Origin of the sequence: Acetobacterium wieringae (assembly GCF_023700225.1) — a bacterium.
Taxonomy (GTDB): domain Bacteria; phylum Bacillota; class Clostridia; order Eubacteriales; family Eubacteriaceae; genus Acetobacterium; species Acetobacterium wieringae.
In genome coordinates, this window is the sequence record NZ_CP097897.1 from 2,057,910 (window position 1) to 2,072,583 (window position 14,674).

The following is a 14,674-nucleotide window of genomic DNA, read 5'->3' on the forward strand; positions in this document are numbered from 1 at the left end:
ATTTTTTAAGGCTGAATGACTGCTTTGGGGTAAGTAACTATTCCCATAAAAAATACCCGGACAAGCATTGTTGCCGGGTATCTTTTGTTTAGCAGGATCTTATAATTTAAATTCGGTGGTGAAACGCCTTATCGCTTCTTCGGTGTTTTCTTTGCTGCCGAAGGCGGTAAGCCTAAAATAGCCTTCACCGCTGGGACCAAAGCCCACCCCAGGAGTTCCGACAATGTTGACCTCGGTGAGGAGTTTGTCAAAGAAGCTCCATGAATCCATGCCCTCTGGCGTTTTCAGCCAGATATAGGGAGCATTGACACCGCCAAAAACTTCAATGCCAGTACTGGCAACCCCTTCACGGATCATCTTGGCGTTATTCATATAGTATGCCACCAGAGCCTTAATCTGCGCTTGACCGGCTTCGGTATACACCGCTTCAGCGCCTTTTTGAATGATGTAGGGCACACCATTGAATTTAGTACAGTGGCGACGGTTCCATAGTTTATTGATTTCAACCGGCTCCCCGGCTTCAGTGTAGCCCATCACTTCTTTGGGCACCACCACATAGGAGCAACGGGTTCCGGTGAAGCCAGCATTTTTTGAGAAGCTACGGAATTCAATGGCAACCGCTTTGGCACCTTCGATCTCATAGATACTATGAGGGACATCATCTTCCTGAATATAGGCTTCATAAGCTGCGTCATACAGAATAATGGCCTGGTTAGCTTTGGCATAATCCACCCACTTTTTCAGTTCGGTTTTATTAATGGTGGTGCCAGTCGGGTTATTGGGAAAACAAAGATAGATCAGATCCACCTTTTCGGTTGGTAATTGGGGAACAAAGCCATTTTCAGCGGTACAGGGAATGTAGACCATGTCGCTCCATTTGCCATCGGCCCCTAAGGTACCACTGCGACCAGCCATAACGTTGCTGTCGACATAGACCGGGTATACCGGATCGGTGATAGCAATTCTGGTATTCTGACTGAAGATTTCCTGAAAATTGGCAGTGTCGCTTTTGGAACCGTCACTGACAAAGATTTCGTCCACCGCCAGTTCAACGCCCCGGGCTTTAAAATCAAACTCGATAATTTTTTCCAGCAGGAAATCATAGCCCTGTTCTGGGCCATAACCCTTAAATGTTGCTTCGCTGGCCATTTCGTCAACAGCGCTGTGCAAACCAGCAATCACGGCTTCGGGTAGCGGTTTAGTGACATCACCAATCCCCAACCGGATAATGTTCGCCTCGGGATTTGCATTTTTGTAAGCTTCAACCCGTCGTGCGATTTCTGAAAATAGGTAGGAACCAGGTAATTTTAGATAATTTTCATTAATTAATGCCATTTTATTTTTTTCCTTTCGTTATCGTCTCTTGATAATTTAATAAAGTCCTCTTGAAAGAACCGTACCGACAAATGTTAATCTGTTGTATGCTGCAGGATCGAACAGGTCAATGACCTGTTCGATCCTGCAGCATACAACATGATGTAACATTTTTAGGTACTCAGTTTTTTTAATATTAGTGTTACTATTTAAAACTACTTTTTCCACTTGGAAAAATCCAGGGTGGCGAAATAGTCCGCTGGGGTTTCAGCCCGACGGATCAGTTCGGTGCTGCCATCTTCTTTTAGCAGTACTTCTGCAGAACGCAGCTTGCCGTTGTAGTTGTAGCCCATGGCAAAACCGTGGGCCCCAGTATCGTGAAGAACCACCAGATCACCGATATCAATTTTAGGAAGCTTGCGGTCGATGGCGAACTTGTCGTTATTTTCACATAAGCCCCCGGTGACATCGTAAACGTGATCCAAGGGGGCATCTTCCTTACCCATCACGGTGATGTGATGATAGGCCCCATACATGGCCGGTCGCATCAGGTTGGCCGCACAGGCATCAAGACCAATATATTCTTTGTGGGTATGTTTTTCATGGAGGGCAGTGGTAATCAGATGACCAAATGGTCCCAGTACAAAACGGCCGAGTTCAGTGTAGATGGCAATATCGCCCATGCCAGCCGGTACCAGTATTTCTTCAAAGGCTTTTTGAACGCCCCGGCCGACTTCATAAATATCGGTGGGTTGCTGATCGGGCAGATAGGGAATCCCAACCCCACCGGACAGGTTGATAAAGGCAATGTGAGCCCCCGTTTCCTGATTCAGCTCCACCGCCGTCTGAAACAGAATCCGGGCCAAAGCCGGATAGTATTCATTGGCAATGGTGTTGCTGGCTAAAAAAGCATGAATTCCAAAATGCTTAACGCCTTTATCTTTTAAGATCGCAAATCCTTCTGACATCTGTTCCCGGGTGAAACCATATTTAGCCACCTGGGGAGTATCCATAATGGCGTTATCGATAACAAAGTCGCCACCGGGATTAAAGCGGCAGCTGATCGTTTCCGGCAGTCCTGCCACCTCTTCCAGAAAGTCAATATGGGTAATATCATCCAGGGTAATCAGGGCATTAAGCTTTCGTGCTAAAACAAAATCTTCCCGAGGCGTCACATTGGAGGTAAACATGATATCCTCACCAGCAAAACCAACTGTATCTGACATCATCAGTTCCGTATAGGATGAGCAGTCAACCCCACAGCCTTCTTCTTTTAATATCTGCAAAATAGTCGGGTTGGGCGTCGCTTTGACGGCAAAGTATTCTTTATAACCCTTATTCCAGGAAAATGCCTCCTGGAGGTTACGAACATTTTCGCGGATACCTTTTTCATCATACAGATGGAATGGAGTTGGGTATTGTTTGACAATTGCTTCTAACTTTTCTTTGTTAACAAACGTTTTTTTCATATTATTGATTTCCTTTCGTCATTTCAATCAGCTTTATTTCATTTTTCATGGCGTCTTTAAACAAATCCACCAGATTCTGTTTCCGGGAATAAAGGCAGGTGGAATACTCGCCATTATTGATATCTCCGGTAAGGACATTGGTGGAATCGGCAATCAGCCGAATCTGCTGGAGCGGTTGATCGGAACGATGGATAATCGTTCCTGCCAGCTCCCAGCTACCATTAGTGATGATCACCATCTTGATACCCCGGTCAATCGCTGCTTTTATATCCGGGGTTACGGTTTCCAGAATCTGACCGGGTACCGAAATGTATACCCGCTCCCGGGCTTCCAGAATCATATTGCGCAGTTTATTAAGGATATTCCCTTCTCCTTTGATGGTGATATAACCTTCCACCGCATCCCGTTTGCGGGGAATGGTATCAATCAGCTCCTGCCTGGCAGCCTGGAGCTTTCGAATCTTATTGTCACAGAATTCAGAAATAGCTACCGGGGTATAACGGATGGTTGCTTCCTCGATCACGTAAGCCCCCCCTTTTTCCACCAGGGACGCCAGCGAGGTATAGGCATTGGATCTTGAGATACCGGTCGTCTTGGCCACCTCATACCCGTTCAAATCGCCTTCGGACAGCAGGGTTAAATAAATCACCGCCTCATGGCGGGTCAGCCCAAATTGTGTCAATCGTTCAACTATTTCCATAATCATCAGTCCTTATTACTAGTCTGTTGGCACTTTTACCATAACACTTTAATCACCAGTTCCGTTTTTTAACGTGTGTAATATATAGTGTTCCTACTTAGTAAGTCTACACTAGTTTGTCGCTGCTGTCAAGAATGATTATAAAAAAACAGCATGAAAAAATCATGCTGTTTTAAATCACTGTCTCGATTACTTACGGCCCCACGTATTGATCATTGGCAAAAGTTCCCACATAAGTGGTTCCGTCAGCCATGGTCAGCGTACCTTTTCCATGCATCATGCCTTCTTTAAACTCCCCCACATAGGTGTTGCCCTGATCCGTCTTGGTTCCGTAACCATCCAGCTTGCCATACTTCCATTCGCCCTGAAATTTTGTTCCCTCATATCCAGTGGCTGTCCCCTGGCCATGCAGCTTGCCATCCTTCCATTCGCCTTCATAGATCACATTCTCAGAATACTCAAACTTGCCGTAACCGTTCGGCATGCCATTTTTCCATTCTCCGGTATAGACGCCACCACCAAAAGTATGGGTGCGAACGCAACCACTGGTTATCAACAGCAGACTTGACACCATTAATAACGTAACTAATCTTGAAATCATCTTTGTGCTCATTTGTTCCCCCTATTTTTTTGCATCCTTTTCTGCTGTCTCAGCTAATCAAGAATTATGATTTCATTATATCGCATCGAGAGCAGTTAATAAATATTAAAACGGCTCGTTGGGTAATAATTTACACATTTTTCTGATCAACCAAATAGATGAAGTCACCCAAGCAGTCAGCTGCCGATCAAAAACAGCGTTCGAATTAATACCATATACAGTCCCGTTCCGGCAGCAATGCTTAAAAAAACATTATTTCTGAGGCAATGAACAATAATCACCGCAGCCACACTTAATAGCTCTGCTAATCCATAGGGATAAGCAGTCAAAATCGTATTTCGCAAACAAAAAACCACCAATATAATCATGATTGCTGCCGGTAAAACCGTTCCCAGATAGCTGACCGTATCTGGTAATTTTTTTGCCGCCAAAAACAGGAACGGCAGTGCTCGGGTAAAAATCGTTACCAGCGCTACCACTGCCAATGCTTCGATGGTGCTGATCCAGTTAGTATTCATAGATGATCTCCTCTTCCCCGTCAATTGACGCTGGCTTACACTCTTTTACCGGTTGCATTTTTTGTCCAGCTGTTAATCTCGGTTTCATCATAATCAGCACCAGCACACTGAGGGTTAAGGCTGGCAAAATAAACTGATTGGGGCCCAGAATAGTATAAAATACCACGGCGCTGATTAACCCGGTAAGAGCTGGCCAGTGTGAATTCATCGACTTCCACTGATTCATGCAGACGGTAATAAAAAAAGCCGTCGCAGAAAATTCGATTCCAGTCAGATCATAGGGGATCAACTGTCCAAATAGAGCCCCTGCCAGACAGCTTAAAATCCAGACCAGATGCAGAATCAGGGTTATATAGAAATCACTCTGCCGGGCATCCACATCCACTGGATATTTAATATTACACAGGATGGAGTACACCTCATCAGTCAAGGTTACAACCATATATGGATACTTTCGTCCCATCTTCCGGAATCGCTCAATAAAGGCAAGACCATAAAAAATATGCCGGGCATTGACAAAAAAAGTCATCATCGCAATGGTACCCAGTGAAGCGCCAGCGGTAAGCAGCGAAACCATCACGATCTGCATCGATCCGGCATAAATAAAAAGACCCGAAATGAGTGACCACCCCGCGGTATAACCCGCCTCATCCATCAAAACGCCAAAAGCGATCCCAATAAACAAATATGGAAACAGTACCGGAATTGTTTGTTTAAAGGCAAAAATAAAACTCTTCATGAGACACTCCCTTACTATTTAGTACGATTTTTGCTTTATTTTAACACGCAAAAATACGCCATACAATAAATTAAATGTATGGCGTACAAATTAACAGCAATCATCCAGAAGGTTTTTTAATATGATCAGTCCCTGTTCCAATTCAGCCAGGGTTTCCGGAGCACAGACCGACATCCGGACTGCCCGACTGGGGATACTATTGCCGACGGTAAATCGCTCGGCACCGTAAACCCGAACCCCCTGCTCCATTGCCAGCGCCTCAAAAACAGATCCGGTTATCGTCCCAGGCAACTCCAGCCACCGAAAGATGCTGGTTTCGTCGCCGTGACAGAGATAGTCGCTGAGGGTGCGATTTACCAATTGATTGCGCTGTCTGGCATTTTGCTGATGGCTTTTAATAAATTGATCCAGCTGGCCCGAGACAATAACCCGGGCTGCCAGCACGGCCATTAGCGGCGAAACGGAGATATTGAGGTTATACAAAGCCTTTGATACTTGTTTGCGATAGGCCTGGGGCACCGACAGATAGGCCATCCGTAAACCGGGTGCCAGGGTTTTTGACATACTGGCGATATAAATGGTCTGCTCCGGAGCAAAGGATGCCACGGCTGGCCGGGCATTTTCTGCCAGTAAATGATAGGCCCCGTCCTCGATGATAAAAATATTCTGCTCTCTGGCAATCTCTGCCAACGCACGACGACGGTCAATGGACATCGTATGAGTGGTGGGATTGTGATGATCCGGAATCAGATAAATCCCCTTAATGTTTTCATTGCGACAGCTATCCATCAGTGCATCACCATCCATTTCCCCATCACGATGACGAATGGGAATCAGCTGTATCCCCAACATTGAAGCAGTCGTTTTAAGCCCGGAATAGGTGTGGGGATCAGCTCCGATTTTGTCACCATGACGGCATAGTCCAGCCAGAATGGCTGATATGGCGTTTTGACCACCGTTGGAAAACAAGATGTTTGCCGGTGCTGGACAAAATCCTCCTTTTTCCATCAGCTTCACTGCCGTATCTTTCAACCAGATATTTGCGTTGGGTCGGCTGTAATTAAATAGTTTATCGGCATCAGCTTCGTTAAGCATATCTTTCAAACAACCAATGAGTGGCGAAAAGGTGGCTGTATCCGGAAAAACTGCGCCCAACTCAATCAGATTCCGGGGTTTATCATCTGGCAGCAGATAAGCATTAGCCAGGGCATCGAAGGACACAAAGGTGCCACTCCCGACAGTAGCACTGAGGAGCCCTTTTAACTCACAAACCTTGCAGGCCTTGGAGACGGTGCTGACATTAATATCCAGAAAATCTGCCAGTTCCCGCTGCGGTGGCAGCTTTGTTCCCGGTAAGAGCTTCCCGGTTTTGATGTCTTGCTCCATTTGCCGGGCCAGGGAGAGGTACAAGGGTTTTACCTGATGATTCAGGACGGGTTTCCAGGACATTGGATAATCTTCAAATGAATTAACTGGCATGGCTCTAACTCCTTTAAAACACTATTTTTCCCATTCTATCGAAAACCCCTGCAAACGTCAAGTTGGCAGGGGTTTTCTGGTTTAATCAAATCATGTTAATTTTTAATCATGATTTTTAATTCTTCGCAAGTTTTTTTAAGATCTCTAGTCAGAGCCTCGAGGTCTTCCACTTTTTCATCTGGAAATGCCTCACTCATCTCTACCCCAGGAATAGCCAGCAAATTATCCAGTTCATCATGGATGTCGCCCAGATTATCCTTTAGTTTATTGATCTGATTTTTTAAATCAATCCGTTCTTTGATTCCGTCCACCGTCAAAGCATCGTCATCCAGGCTGTATTCGGATACATCCTCAACCACCGTACAGTCAAAACCCAAAATTCTTTTTACTGTATTGGCAAAGGTTTTTTTTGCTTCTTCTTCCCCGTGCACCAGGAATATTTTTTTAGGTTTCTCTTTAAATCCTGACAGCCACTTCAGCAGATCATTTTTATCGGCATGGGCTGAGAATCCTTCCAGAAAATATATTTCGGCACTGACATGAATACGTTCACGGAGAATGCGAACGTACTTTTCACCACTGATAATTGCCCGTCCGGTGGTGCCTTCTGCCTGATAGCCGACAAAAATAATGCTGGATTTCGGTTTCCAGAGATAGTGTTTCAGATGATGTCGAACCCGACCAGCATCAGCCATTCCGCTGGAAGAAATAATGACCTTCGGTGAAGCATTCTCATTGAGGGCCTTGGACTGATCGATGCTCTTTGTAAAATTGAGATTTCTGAAATAAAAAAGTTCCTCGCCATTTTTGATCCGCTCTTTGATTGCATCATTGAAATAATGGGCATTTTTCCGGAAAATGGCCGTGGCATCAGTGGCCAAAGGGCTGTCAACATAGACGTTTACTTTGTCCAACTGATTCTGATGAAAGTCATGGTGGTCATAAAACAGTTCCAGTTCATGAATCAGATCCTGGGTTCTCCCCAGCGCAAAGGCCGGTACGACCACCGTCCCCCCCCGGGCCACTGTTTTAAAGATAATTTCCAGAAACCGCTTACCACTTTCCTGTTGTGTTTCATGGGCACGATCGCCGTAAGTCGTTTCCATAATCAGATAATCGGCCGCTGCAATCAGGGTCGGATTATTGAGCATTCGCTGGTTAACGGCTCCAATATCCCCAGAATAAACCAGCTTGGTGGTTTTTCCACCGTCCTCAATCCACATTTCGATGATGGCAGCACCCAATATATGGCCAGCTTCATTGAGACGAATCTTGATTTGGGAATTAATCTCAAAACATTGCCCATATGCTACCGGAAAGAAATACTGGGAGCAGCGGGCCGCATCTTCCTCGGTGTACAGCGGTTGAACCTGTCGCTGTCCGGAACGGCTTGTTCGTTTATTAATCCATTTCGCATCCATTTCGTGAATAGTGCCGCTGTCCTGAAGCATGATATCGGCTATTTCGGCGGTTGCCCCGGTACAGTAAATTCTCCCGGTAAATCCCTGTTTAACCAGCAACGGAATCCGGCCGCAATGATCCACATGAGCATGACTTAATAGTATAAAATCAATCTCAGCCGGATCAAAATCAAATGCCTGATAGTTTAATTCTTCCAGTGCTTCACTACCCTGAAACAAACCGCAGTCCATGAGAAATTTACTGTGATCGGTCGTCACCAGATGACAGGAACCAGTGACAGACATCGCCGCTCCTAAAAATTTTATTTTCATTTTCTTACTCCTGTTCGTGTAATTTCCAATTCAAGCAGGTCGTATTTTAAACAATTAACATAATCGCTATTTACACCCCCGCATTTTTTCTTGTAACGCTTTCCAATGCGGTGTTAAATCCCTGGAGTTTTTTATTGACACAGTCATAGATACTCCCATCCGGATAGTTGCCATCTGCATCCATTTTTCCTGCTGGAATACCCGTGAGAATCTCCAACCCCTCTTCGATATGATTGATGGCATAAATGTTGAAGCGTCCCTGCGCAACTGCCTCGATCACCTCATCTTTTAACATCAGATTAATGGTATTGCTGGCAGGAATGATAACACCCTGGTCTCCGGTTAGTCCAGCCGTCTGACAAACATCAAAGAAACCTTCGATTTTTTCATTGACACCCCCAATGGGCTGGATTTCACCGCGCTGATCCACCGAACCGGTAACAGCCAGACACTGCCGGATACCAACTCCTGCTAAACTTGAAATGATCGCATAGAGCTCGGCACTAGAGGCACTGTCCCCCTCGACGCCATCGTATAATTGTTCAAAGGTAATCTGGGCTGTCAATCCCAGTGGTTTATCCTGAGCAAACTTTCCGCCCAGATATCCGGCCAGCGTCAATACACCCTTGGAATGAATATTACCGCTCATTTCGGTTTCCCGCTCGATGTTCACGACCCCGCCGTGCCCCACATGAGTAATTGCAGTAATCCGGGAAGGTAGCCCAAATGTATAACCACCGGTCTGAATGATAAACAACCCATTAATCTGCCCCACTGTTATTCCCGTCGTGTCAATGATAATCCGTCGATCCGCAATCTCTTCCTGAATTTTTTCCTCCAACCGGTTAAACCGATAGTTACGATCATTGACGGCCTTTTTCACATGAACCATGCGCACGGTCTCACTACCGTCTGATTTTGCTCGGGCAATGGATTCATAGATAACCTCCCTGACATCGCCAAATCGGGTTGACAATTTTTTCTGGTTTCCCGCCAGTCGTGATCCATATTCAATGATACCGGCCAAACCGGTCTGATCAAAACAATGAACATCTTTTTCCTCGCAAATTCCACTGACAAAGGAAACATACTTACGAATATTCTCCTGATTACGGGGCATTTCTGAATCGAAATCAACTTTCACCTTAAAAAGCTCCCGGAAATCCTCATCACTGGAAAGAACCAGATAGAAAAGCGGACTACCAATGAGAATGACCTTAATGTTGAGTGGAATTGCTTCCGGTTTCAACGTAACCGTCGGAACGGTTCGATATTGCTCCCCAATATTTTCAATTACTGCAGCCCTGTTCCTGAGCATTTTTTTTAAAACATTCCAGACAAAGGGATCAGTCAGTAAATCTTTTGCCTGCAAAACCAGATACCCTCCGTTGGCCAGATGGATGGCTCCAGGTTTCACCATGGTAAAATCGGTATTAACCAGAAAAAGCTGACTTTTATACTCAATTTTTCCAAAGATATTGTAATAATATGGATTTGACTCCGTAATAACGGGTGCCCCCTGCAGATTTTCATTATTGATAAATAAATTGACGCGATAGCGATTATATGGATCAGTTTCACCCTGACCGGTAAACCCATTAAAAGTAACTGGACTGTCACCATCACTCTCCTGTTGATTTGTTTCATCCGGCTGATGAGTGGCAGGATGTGTTTCCTGATTAGTAAAGATGCCATAGCGATCTGCCACATCATGCAAAACATTATCGAGATACTCAACAATTTGTGAGGACGCCTGGTATTTTTCTTTTAATGAAACAATTAGTGGTTGCGCCCCACGATATGCTGTTTCTCTGGTCAGCTCGATAATTTGAGCAGTCATTTTTTTTTCGGCCTGTTGACCATCTGCCAATATTCGTTCCAACTTTTTGACCAATAGATAACGCTTTTCGTTGATGATATTGCGCTGTTCGTCGCTCAGGTTACTATACTCTTCCGGTTGATAGGGTCGGCCATCATAGAGTGGAATAAACACAAATTTCATCCCCACCGTTTTGACACCAAAACCATCCTCAAGTGCTTTCTGATTGATGATCATCACCAATTCTTCCATTTTAAGCTGATAGGTGTTAAAGATCCGATCTTTTTTGAGTTCATAATCGGTGCTTTCAAAATTTTTTCCGAATTACATTTTTAAGTTCTAGAATCAGCTTGTCCATATCCTTCTGAAAGATCCGGCCCTTCCCTGCTGGCAGTGAAACCGCCAATGGTTTGTCCTTATTGCTGAAATTGTAAATATAACACCAGTCGTCAGGAACCGGACGCAAGGCTGCCGCCCGATTAACGACATCATTGGTGTACTCGCTCTTGCCCGTCCCTGATGGACCAACGACAAAAATATGATATCCATCATCCTCCATGGCAATACCAAATTCCATGGACTTGACTGCCCGTTCTTGTCCGGCAATCGCATCCAGGGTCGAATTGCAGAATTTCAATTCTTCTGCGTTGCAGACTTTTTTTAGTTTATCGATGGGAACCCGATACTGATCATGTATTTTCATATCCTGCCACCTTTCCAATTTTGAAAGCAAAGAAAATCAACAGTCTCTTTTTCGTTAAACCTTTATTATATTGATATCCAACTTGTTTGAAATTACGCAAGTTTTGCAAATAAAAATGCACCATAGACGCATTTAGTCGACGGTGCATTTTGTTACTGCTTAAGGGTTTATTCTAATTATTCATCTGTTTGTTGATCTATCGCAATTGAAACTGGTCAATCATCTGTTTTAACAGAATCGACTGGCCGGAAAGCTCTTCGCTGGCTGCTGCACTTTCTTCTGCCGTGGCCGAGTTCAGTCGGTCATTTTTTGCGGACAGTTCATACATGCTATCCTTTTCTGTTCTCTGCTCCTGCGTTTGCTCTCGTTTGATTTCTCCCTCCGTATCTTCTTGGCACAAGCAGGACAATACCTTGATGCACCAGAGCCCGGGACATATTCAACGCCGCACACCGTACAATTTTTAGCGGGCATTGCTGCCCACCGTTTTGTAGGTATGATATGTAATTCATCGACAAAGCCGATGAATTTATAGTAAATCTTGATTTCCTGCTTCACTGTTCCGTCTGCCATCTTCTCACGCTCCGAAACAAGTATCTTGTCTATGAGTGCGTTTATAACTGTTGCATCCAGTTCTTTTAAGCCTTGATAATTTCGGATAAGGGCGAGGAAGTCACGGATTCCCCGTGATTTCTCGTAGCTTTCATTAAGAGTTTCCGTCACCTCTTTCAGCCTTGCTTCAATTTCAAGCTGCTCTTTCTGGTATTTCCCCGACATCATCTCAAAATTCCGCTCGGTAATACGCTCCATGACCTTATCCTCGTAGAGAGAGGAAAACAGCCTGTCCAGTTCCGCAAGGCGTTTGTTCAGCTTCTTACGTTCTTTCTCTAATGCTTTCGCCCTGCTCTGGTCTGTTTCCGTGAGCCGCTTTTCTATGGCCCTGACCGCCTTTTCATCATTCACTGCCATATCCGCAAAACAGTTGATGTCGGCAAGAACGGCATTGAATAAATCCCTTGCTTCTATATTGTGGGCACTACACTCGCTTCTTCCGTTTCTTGCATAATTATTACATGAATACTGTACACAGTCGATAATCTCTGGGCGTTTCCTCCTGTGTACGTTCATTGCCCGCAGAGCACATCCGCAGTCCACACACTTGATAACGCCTGCAAAAATATTTACAAATCCTCCCTTGTTCTGTGGAAGCCTACGACTTGTAATAAGCTGTTGGACAATATCAAATTCCTCCTGCGTGACTATTCCCTCATGGGTATTGGGTATCACTTCCCATTCTTCGGGCAGCTTAGAGGGGCGTTTCTTGCTTTTCATATTGGCGGCAATCCGTTTGTAGCCTACAAGATTTCCCGCATATATCGGGCTTCTTAAAATGCTCCTCACGCTGTTCCCACTCCAAATATAGCGTTTGTCCTCGTTCCCCTCAAAATGACGTTCAAAGCCTGTTTCGCCACGCTCCGCCGCATAAGCGGCAGGGCGTAGGATATGCTGTTTATTAAGATGTCTGCAAATTTTGGCAACTCCATTCCCTTTTAATGCAAGGTCGAATATCTCTTTTACAACATGTGCCACTTTATCATCTATCAGCAGATGGTTGTGGTCGGCAGGGTCTTTGATATAGCCATAAGGGGCGGTAGTTCCCATGAATTTCCCCTGTTGAAACCTCGCCCGATATGCCGATTTTATCTTAACAGATATGTCAGCGGCATACATTTCGTTTAAAATGTTGCGGAAAGGCGTGATGTCCATAGCAGATTTATTCAAGGTATCTACGCCGTCATTGACCGCTATATACCTCACGTTATGCTCTGGGAAGAAAACTTCCAGATATAACCCACAATCAAGATAGTTTCTCCCCAGACGGGATAAATCTTTCGTAATCACGCAGTTTATCAGACCGCTTTCAATGTCTTTTATCATATTCTGGAAACTTGGTCTTTGGAAATTTGTACCAGAATAACCATCGTCCACATACGTTTTTGCTATGTGCCATCCCTGCTTTTTCACATAATCCGTGAGGATGGATTTCTGTGTCGCAATGCTCGCACTCTCGTTATCCGTACCATCGTCTTTAGATAAGCGGCAATAAATGCCGACTAAATAGATTTTCTTTTCTTCTTTGATTCCTGCCATACTGTAAAACCTCCGTATCTGTCCTATCTGTTTTCATGTCCCATTGCGTACATTCTAAGCGGACAGCCCCTCATTGTCGAAGGTGTCGCCCTCGGCAATCTTCTTCCGAATATCCTCGGAGATAATCGGGACAAACGCTTCTGTAACGGTCTGTGTGCCGACATATTCACGGCTGATTATCATCTGCACTGGTGCTTTTGGCACGATACGCTTTCTCTTTTTATCTGCTTTCTTATCCTCGCCCATACTTAAATCTTCCTTTCCAGACAGGGCAGGGAAGAGTTTGGAAATGTCCCCGCCCTGCCAATCAGATACCATTAATCCTCGCTGTTTAATTCTTTCTGTAATGCTTTAAGGAGTGCTGCCGCTTCATCAGCGTTCAGCGTGATTCCCTTGCCGCACTTTTCACGGTTCGGGGAAAAGCTGCGGATGTCATACTTCGGCTCTTTCCCATTCCATGAAATGAGATTGATTTCCTTTGTGTAGCCACTGTCGCCTGTAGACAATACTGCGATTTCCTTTACGATTTCATACTGGATTTCTCTCATTCTCCATACCTCAACTCTCTGTATTTACTTCCCGAAAAAAGAAGATTAGCGGCTGTCACGGTTGCGTTTCCTCTGCAACTCACGCTCCAAAAGTTTGATGATGGTTTCCTCCATCTGCTTCGGCGTTGTGTTCTTCGGAAAGTATTTTTTCAGCTTGCTTGTGTTGATTTTCAAGGTTTCTTTCTGGTTGCCCTTTTCCTCCGTCATAATCGCAAATATCGTATCCATGTCAAGCCGCCCGCTCTGGCTTAACTGTTTCATCCGCTGTGCCTGTGAGAGTGAGGGCGTTGCTTCTTCGCTCTCCATCGTGGCAAAGAGGTTTTCCTGCTCGTCTTTCTTCAAGAAGGACAGTTCCACCGCAGGCGTGAGGGCGATTTTCCCCTCGTCCACCATCTGCAAAATCGGCGGTATCAGTTCCGTCAGGCGGATAAAACGCTGCACGGTCATCCTGCCCACGCCGAAGCCCTGTGCCACCTTGTCGTCCGTCCGCAACTTCGTCACAACTTGTGACGAGGTTAAGTCTGTGCGGAAACCCTGCCGCTTCATGGCTTCGGATTTCATCTTGTAAGCAAACGCCCGCTCCGATGGCAGGATATTCTCACGCTGCAAATTGCTGTCTACAAGGGTGATGATGGCTCGGTCACGGTCTAAGGGCAGGACAAACGCAGGCACGGTATTTATCCCTGCAAGTTCAGAAGCACGGACACGCCGCTGTCCTGCAATCACTTCATAACCGTCCCCGTCCTCTTTCGGGCGTGTGATTATCGGCGTGACAATGCCAAATTCCTTGATGCTTTCCGCTAACTCTGACAGTGTTTCATCTTCTGCCACATGAAACGGATTGTCGGGGAACGGGTACAAGTCTTTGGTCTTTAACACCTTAAAATCCTGTTTCTTCAT

The 14,674-nt window shown here is 45.2% G+C and carries 15 protein-coding genes; all 15 read right to left on the reverse strand.

Translation table 11 applies throughout. The annotated features are described in order from the left end of the window. Positions 1-99 precede the first annotated feature (99 nt). Positions 100-1,335 carry an LL-diaminopimelate aminotransferase gene (locus CHL1_RS10015; protein ID WP_250932689.1) on the reverse strand — a complete coding sequence of 412 codons (1,236 nt, stop codon included), beginning with the start codon at positions 1,333-1,335 and terminating at the stop codon, positions 100-102. 194 nt (positions 1,336-1,529) lie between these two features. Continuing rightward, positions 1,530-2,783 carry a diaminopimelate decarboxylase gene (locus tag CHL1_RS10020; protein ID WP_070369473.1) on the reverse strand — a complete coding sequence of 418 codons (1,254 nt, stop codon included), beginning with the start codon at positions 2,781-2,783 and terminating at the stop codon, positions 1,530-1,532. Position 2,784: 1 nt separating this feature from the next. Next, positions 2,785-3,483, reverse strand: a complete 699-nt coding sequence (locus tag CHL1_RS10025) for a TrmB family transcriptional regulator (RefSeq protein WP_148636491.1) — start codon at positions 3,481-3,483, stop codon at positions 2,785-2,787. 193 nt (positions 3,484-3,676) lie between these two features. Next, positions 3,677-4,096 carry an MORN repeat-containing protein gene (locus CHL1_RS10030; protein ID WP_070369472.1) on the reverse strand — a complete coding sequence of 140 codons (420 nt, stop codon included), beginning with the start codon at positions 4,094-4,096 and terminating at the stop codon, positions 3,677-3,679. 164 nt (positions 4,097-4,260) lie between these two features. Further along, on the reverse strand, positions 4,261-4,602 hold the full coding sequence (locus CHL1_RS10035) for a branched-chain amino acid transporter permease (RefSeq protein WP_250932691.1): 342 nt from the start codon (positions 4,600-4,602) through the stop codon (positions 4,261-4,263). Continuing rightward, positions 4,592-5,341: an AzlC family ABC transporter permease gene (locus tag CHL1_RS10040; RefSeq protein WP_148636489.1), complete on the reverse strand. Its 750-nt coding sequence runs from the start codon at positions 5,339-5,341 to the stop codon at positions 4,592-4,594. The genes CHL1_RS10035 and CHL1_RS10040 overlap by 11 nt, the downstream gene beginning before the upstream one ends. A gap of 90 nt (positions 5,342-5,431) precedes the next feature. Next, positions 5,432-6,820, reverse strand: coding sequence for an aminotransferase-like domain-containing protein (locus tag CHL1_RS10045; protein ID WP_070369470.1), 1,389 nt, complete (start codon positions 6,818-6,820; stop codon positions 5,432-5,434). Positions 6,821-6,915: 95 nt separating this feature from the next. Next, the gene (locus CHL1_RS10050) at positions 6,916-8,553 is read right to left on the reverse strand and encodes an MBL fold metallo-hydrolase RNA specificity domain-containing protein (RefSeq protein WP_228883506.1); all 1,638 of its coding nucleotides are present in this window, start codon (positions 8,551-8,553) and stop codon (positions 6,916-6,918) included. A 70-nt stretch (positions 8,554-8,623) separates the two neighbouring features. Then, the gene (locus tag CHL1_RS10055) at positions 8,624-10,609 is read right to left on the reverse strand and encodes a Lon protease family protein (protein ID WP_338078213.1); all 1,986 of its coding nucleotides are present in this window, start codon (positions 10,607-10,609) and stop codon (positions 8,624-8,626) included. 70 nt (positions 10,610-10,679) lie between these two features. After that, positions 10,680-11,075: a Lon-like protease helical domain-containing protein gene (locus CHL1_RS10060; RefSeq protein WP_250932693.1), complete on the reverse strand. Its 396-nt coding sequence runs from the start codon at positions 11,073-11,075 to the stop codon at positions 10,680-10,682. Between the two features lie 196 nt (positions 11,076-11,271). Then, positions 11,272-11,403, reverse strand: coding sequence for a hypothetical protein (locus CHL1_RS18350; protein WP_276520376.1), 132 nt, complete (start codon positions 11,401-11,403; stop codon positions 11,272-11,274). Continuing rightward, on the reverse strand, positions 11,370-13,226 hold the full coding sequence (locus CHL1_RS10065; protein ID WP_001820670.1) for a recombinase family protein: 1,857 nt from the start codon (positions 13,224-13,226) through the stop codon (positions 11,370-11,372). Before CHL1_RS10065 ends, CHL1_RS18350 begins: the two co-directional genes overlap by 34 nt. A gap of 54 nt (positions 13,227-13,280) precedes the next feature. Beyond that, positions 13,281-13,544 (reverse strand): hypothetical protein, encoded by a 264-nt coding sequence (locus tag CHL1_RS10070; protein WP_000253176.1) that lies wholly within the window; start codon positions 13,542-13,544, stop codon positions 13,281-13,283. Further along, complete coding sequence (locus tag CHL1_RS10075; protein WP_001206986.1) at positions 13,544-13,774, reverse strand: YdbC family protein; 231 nt, start codon at positions 13,772-13,774, stop codon at positions 13,544-13,546. The genes CHL1_RS10070 and CHL1_RS10075 overlap by 1 nt, the downstream gene beginning before the upstream one ends. A 45-nt stretch (positions 13,775-13,819) precedes the next feature. Next, a complete protein-coding gene (locus CHL1_RS10080; RefSeq protein ID WP_000743700.1) occupies positions 13,820-14,674 on the reverse strand; it encodes a ParB/RepB/Spo0J family partition protein in 855 nt (284 codons plus the stop codon).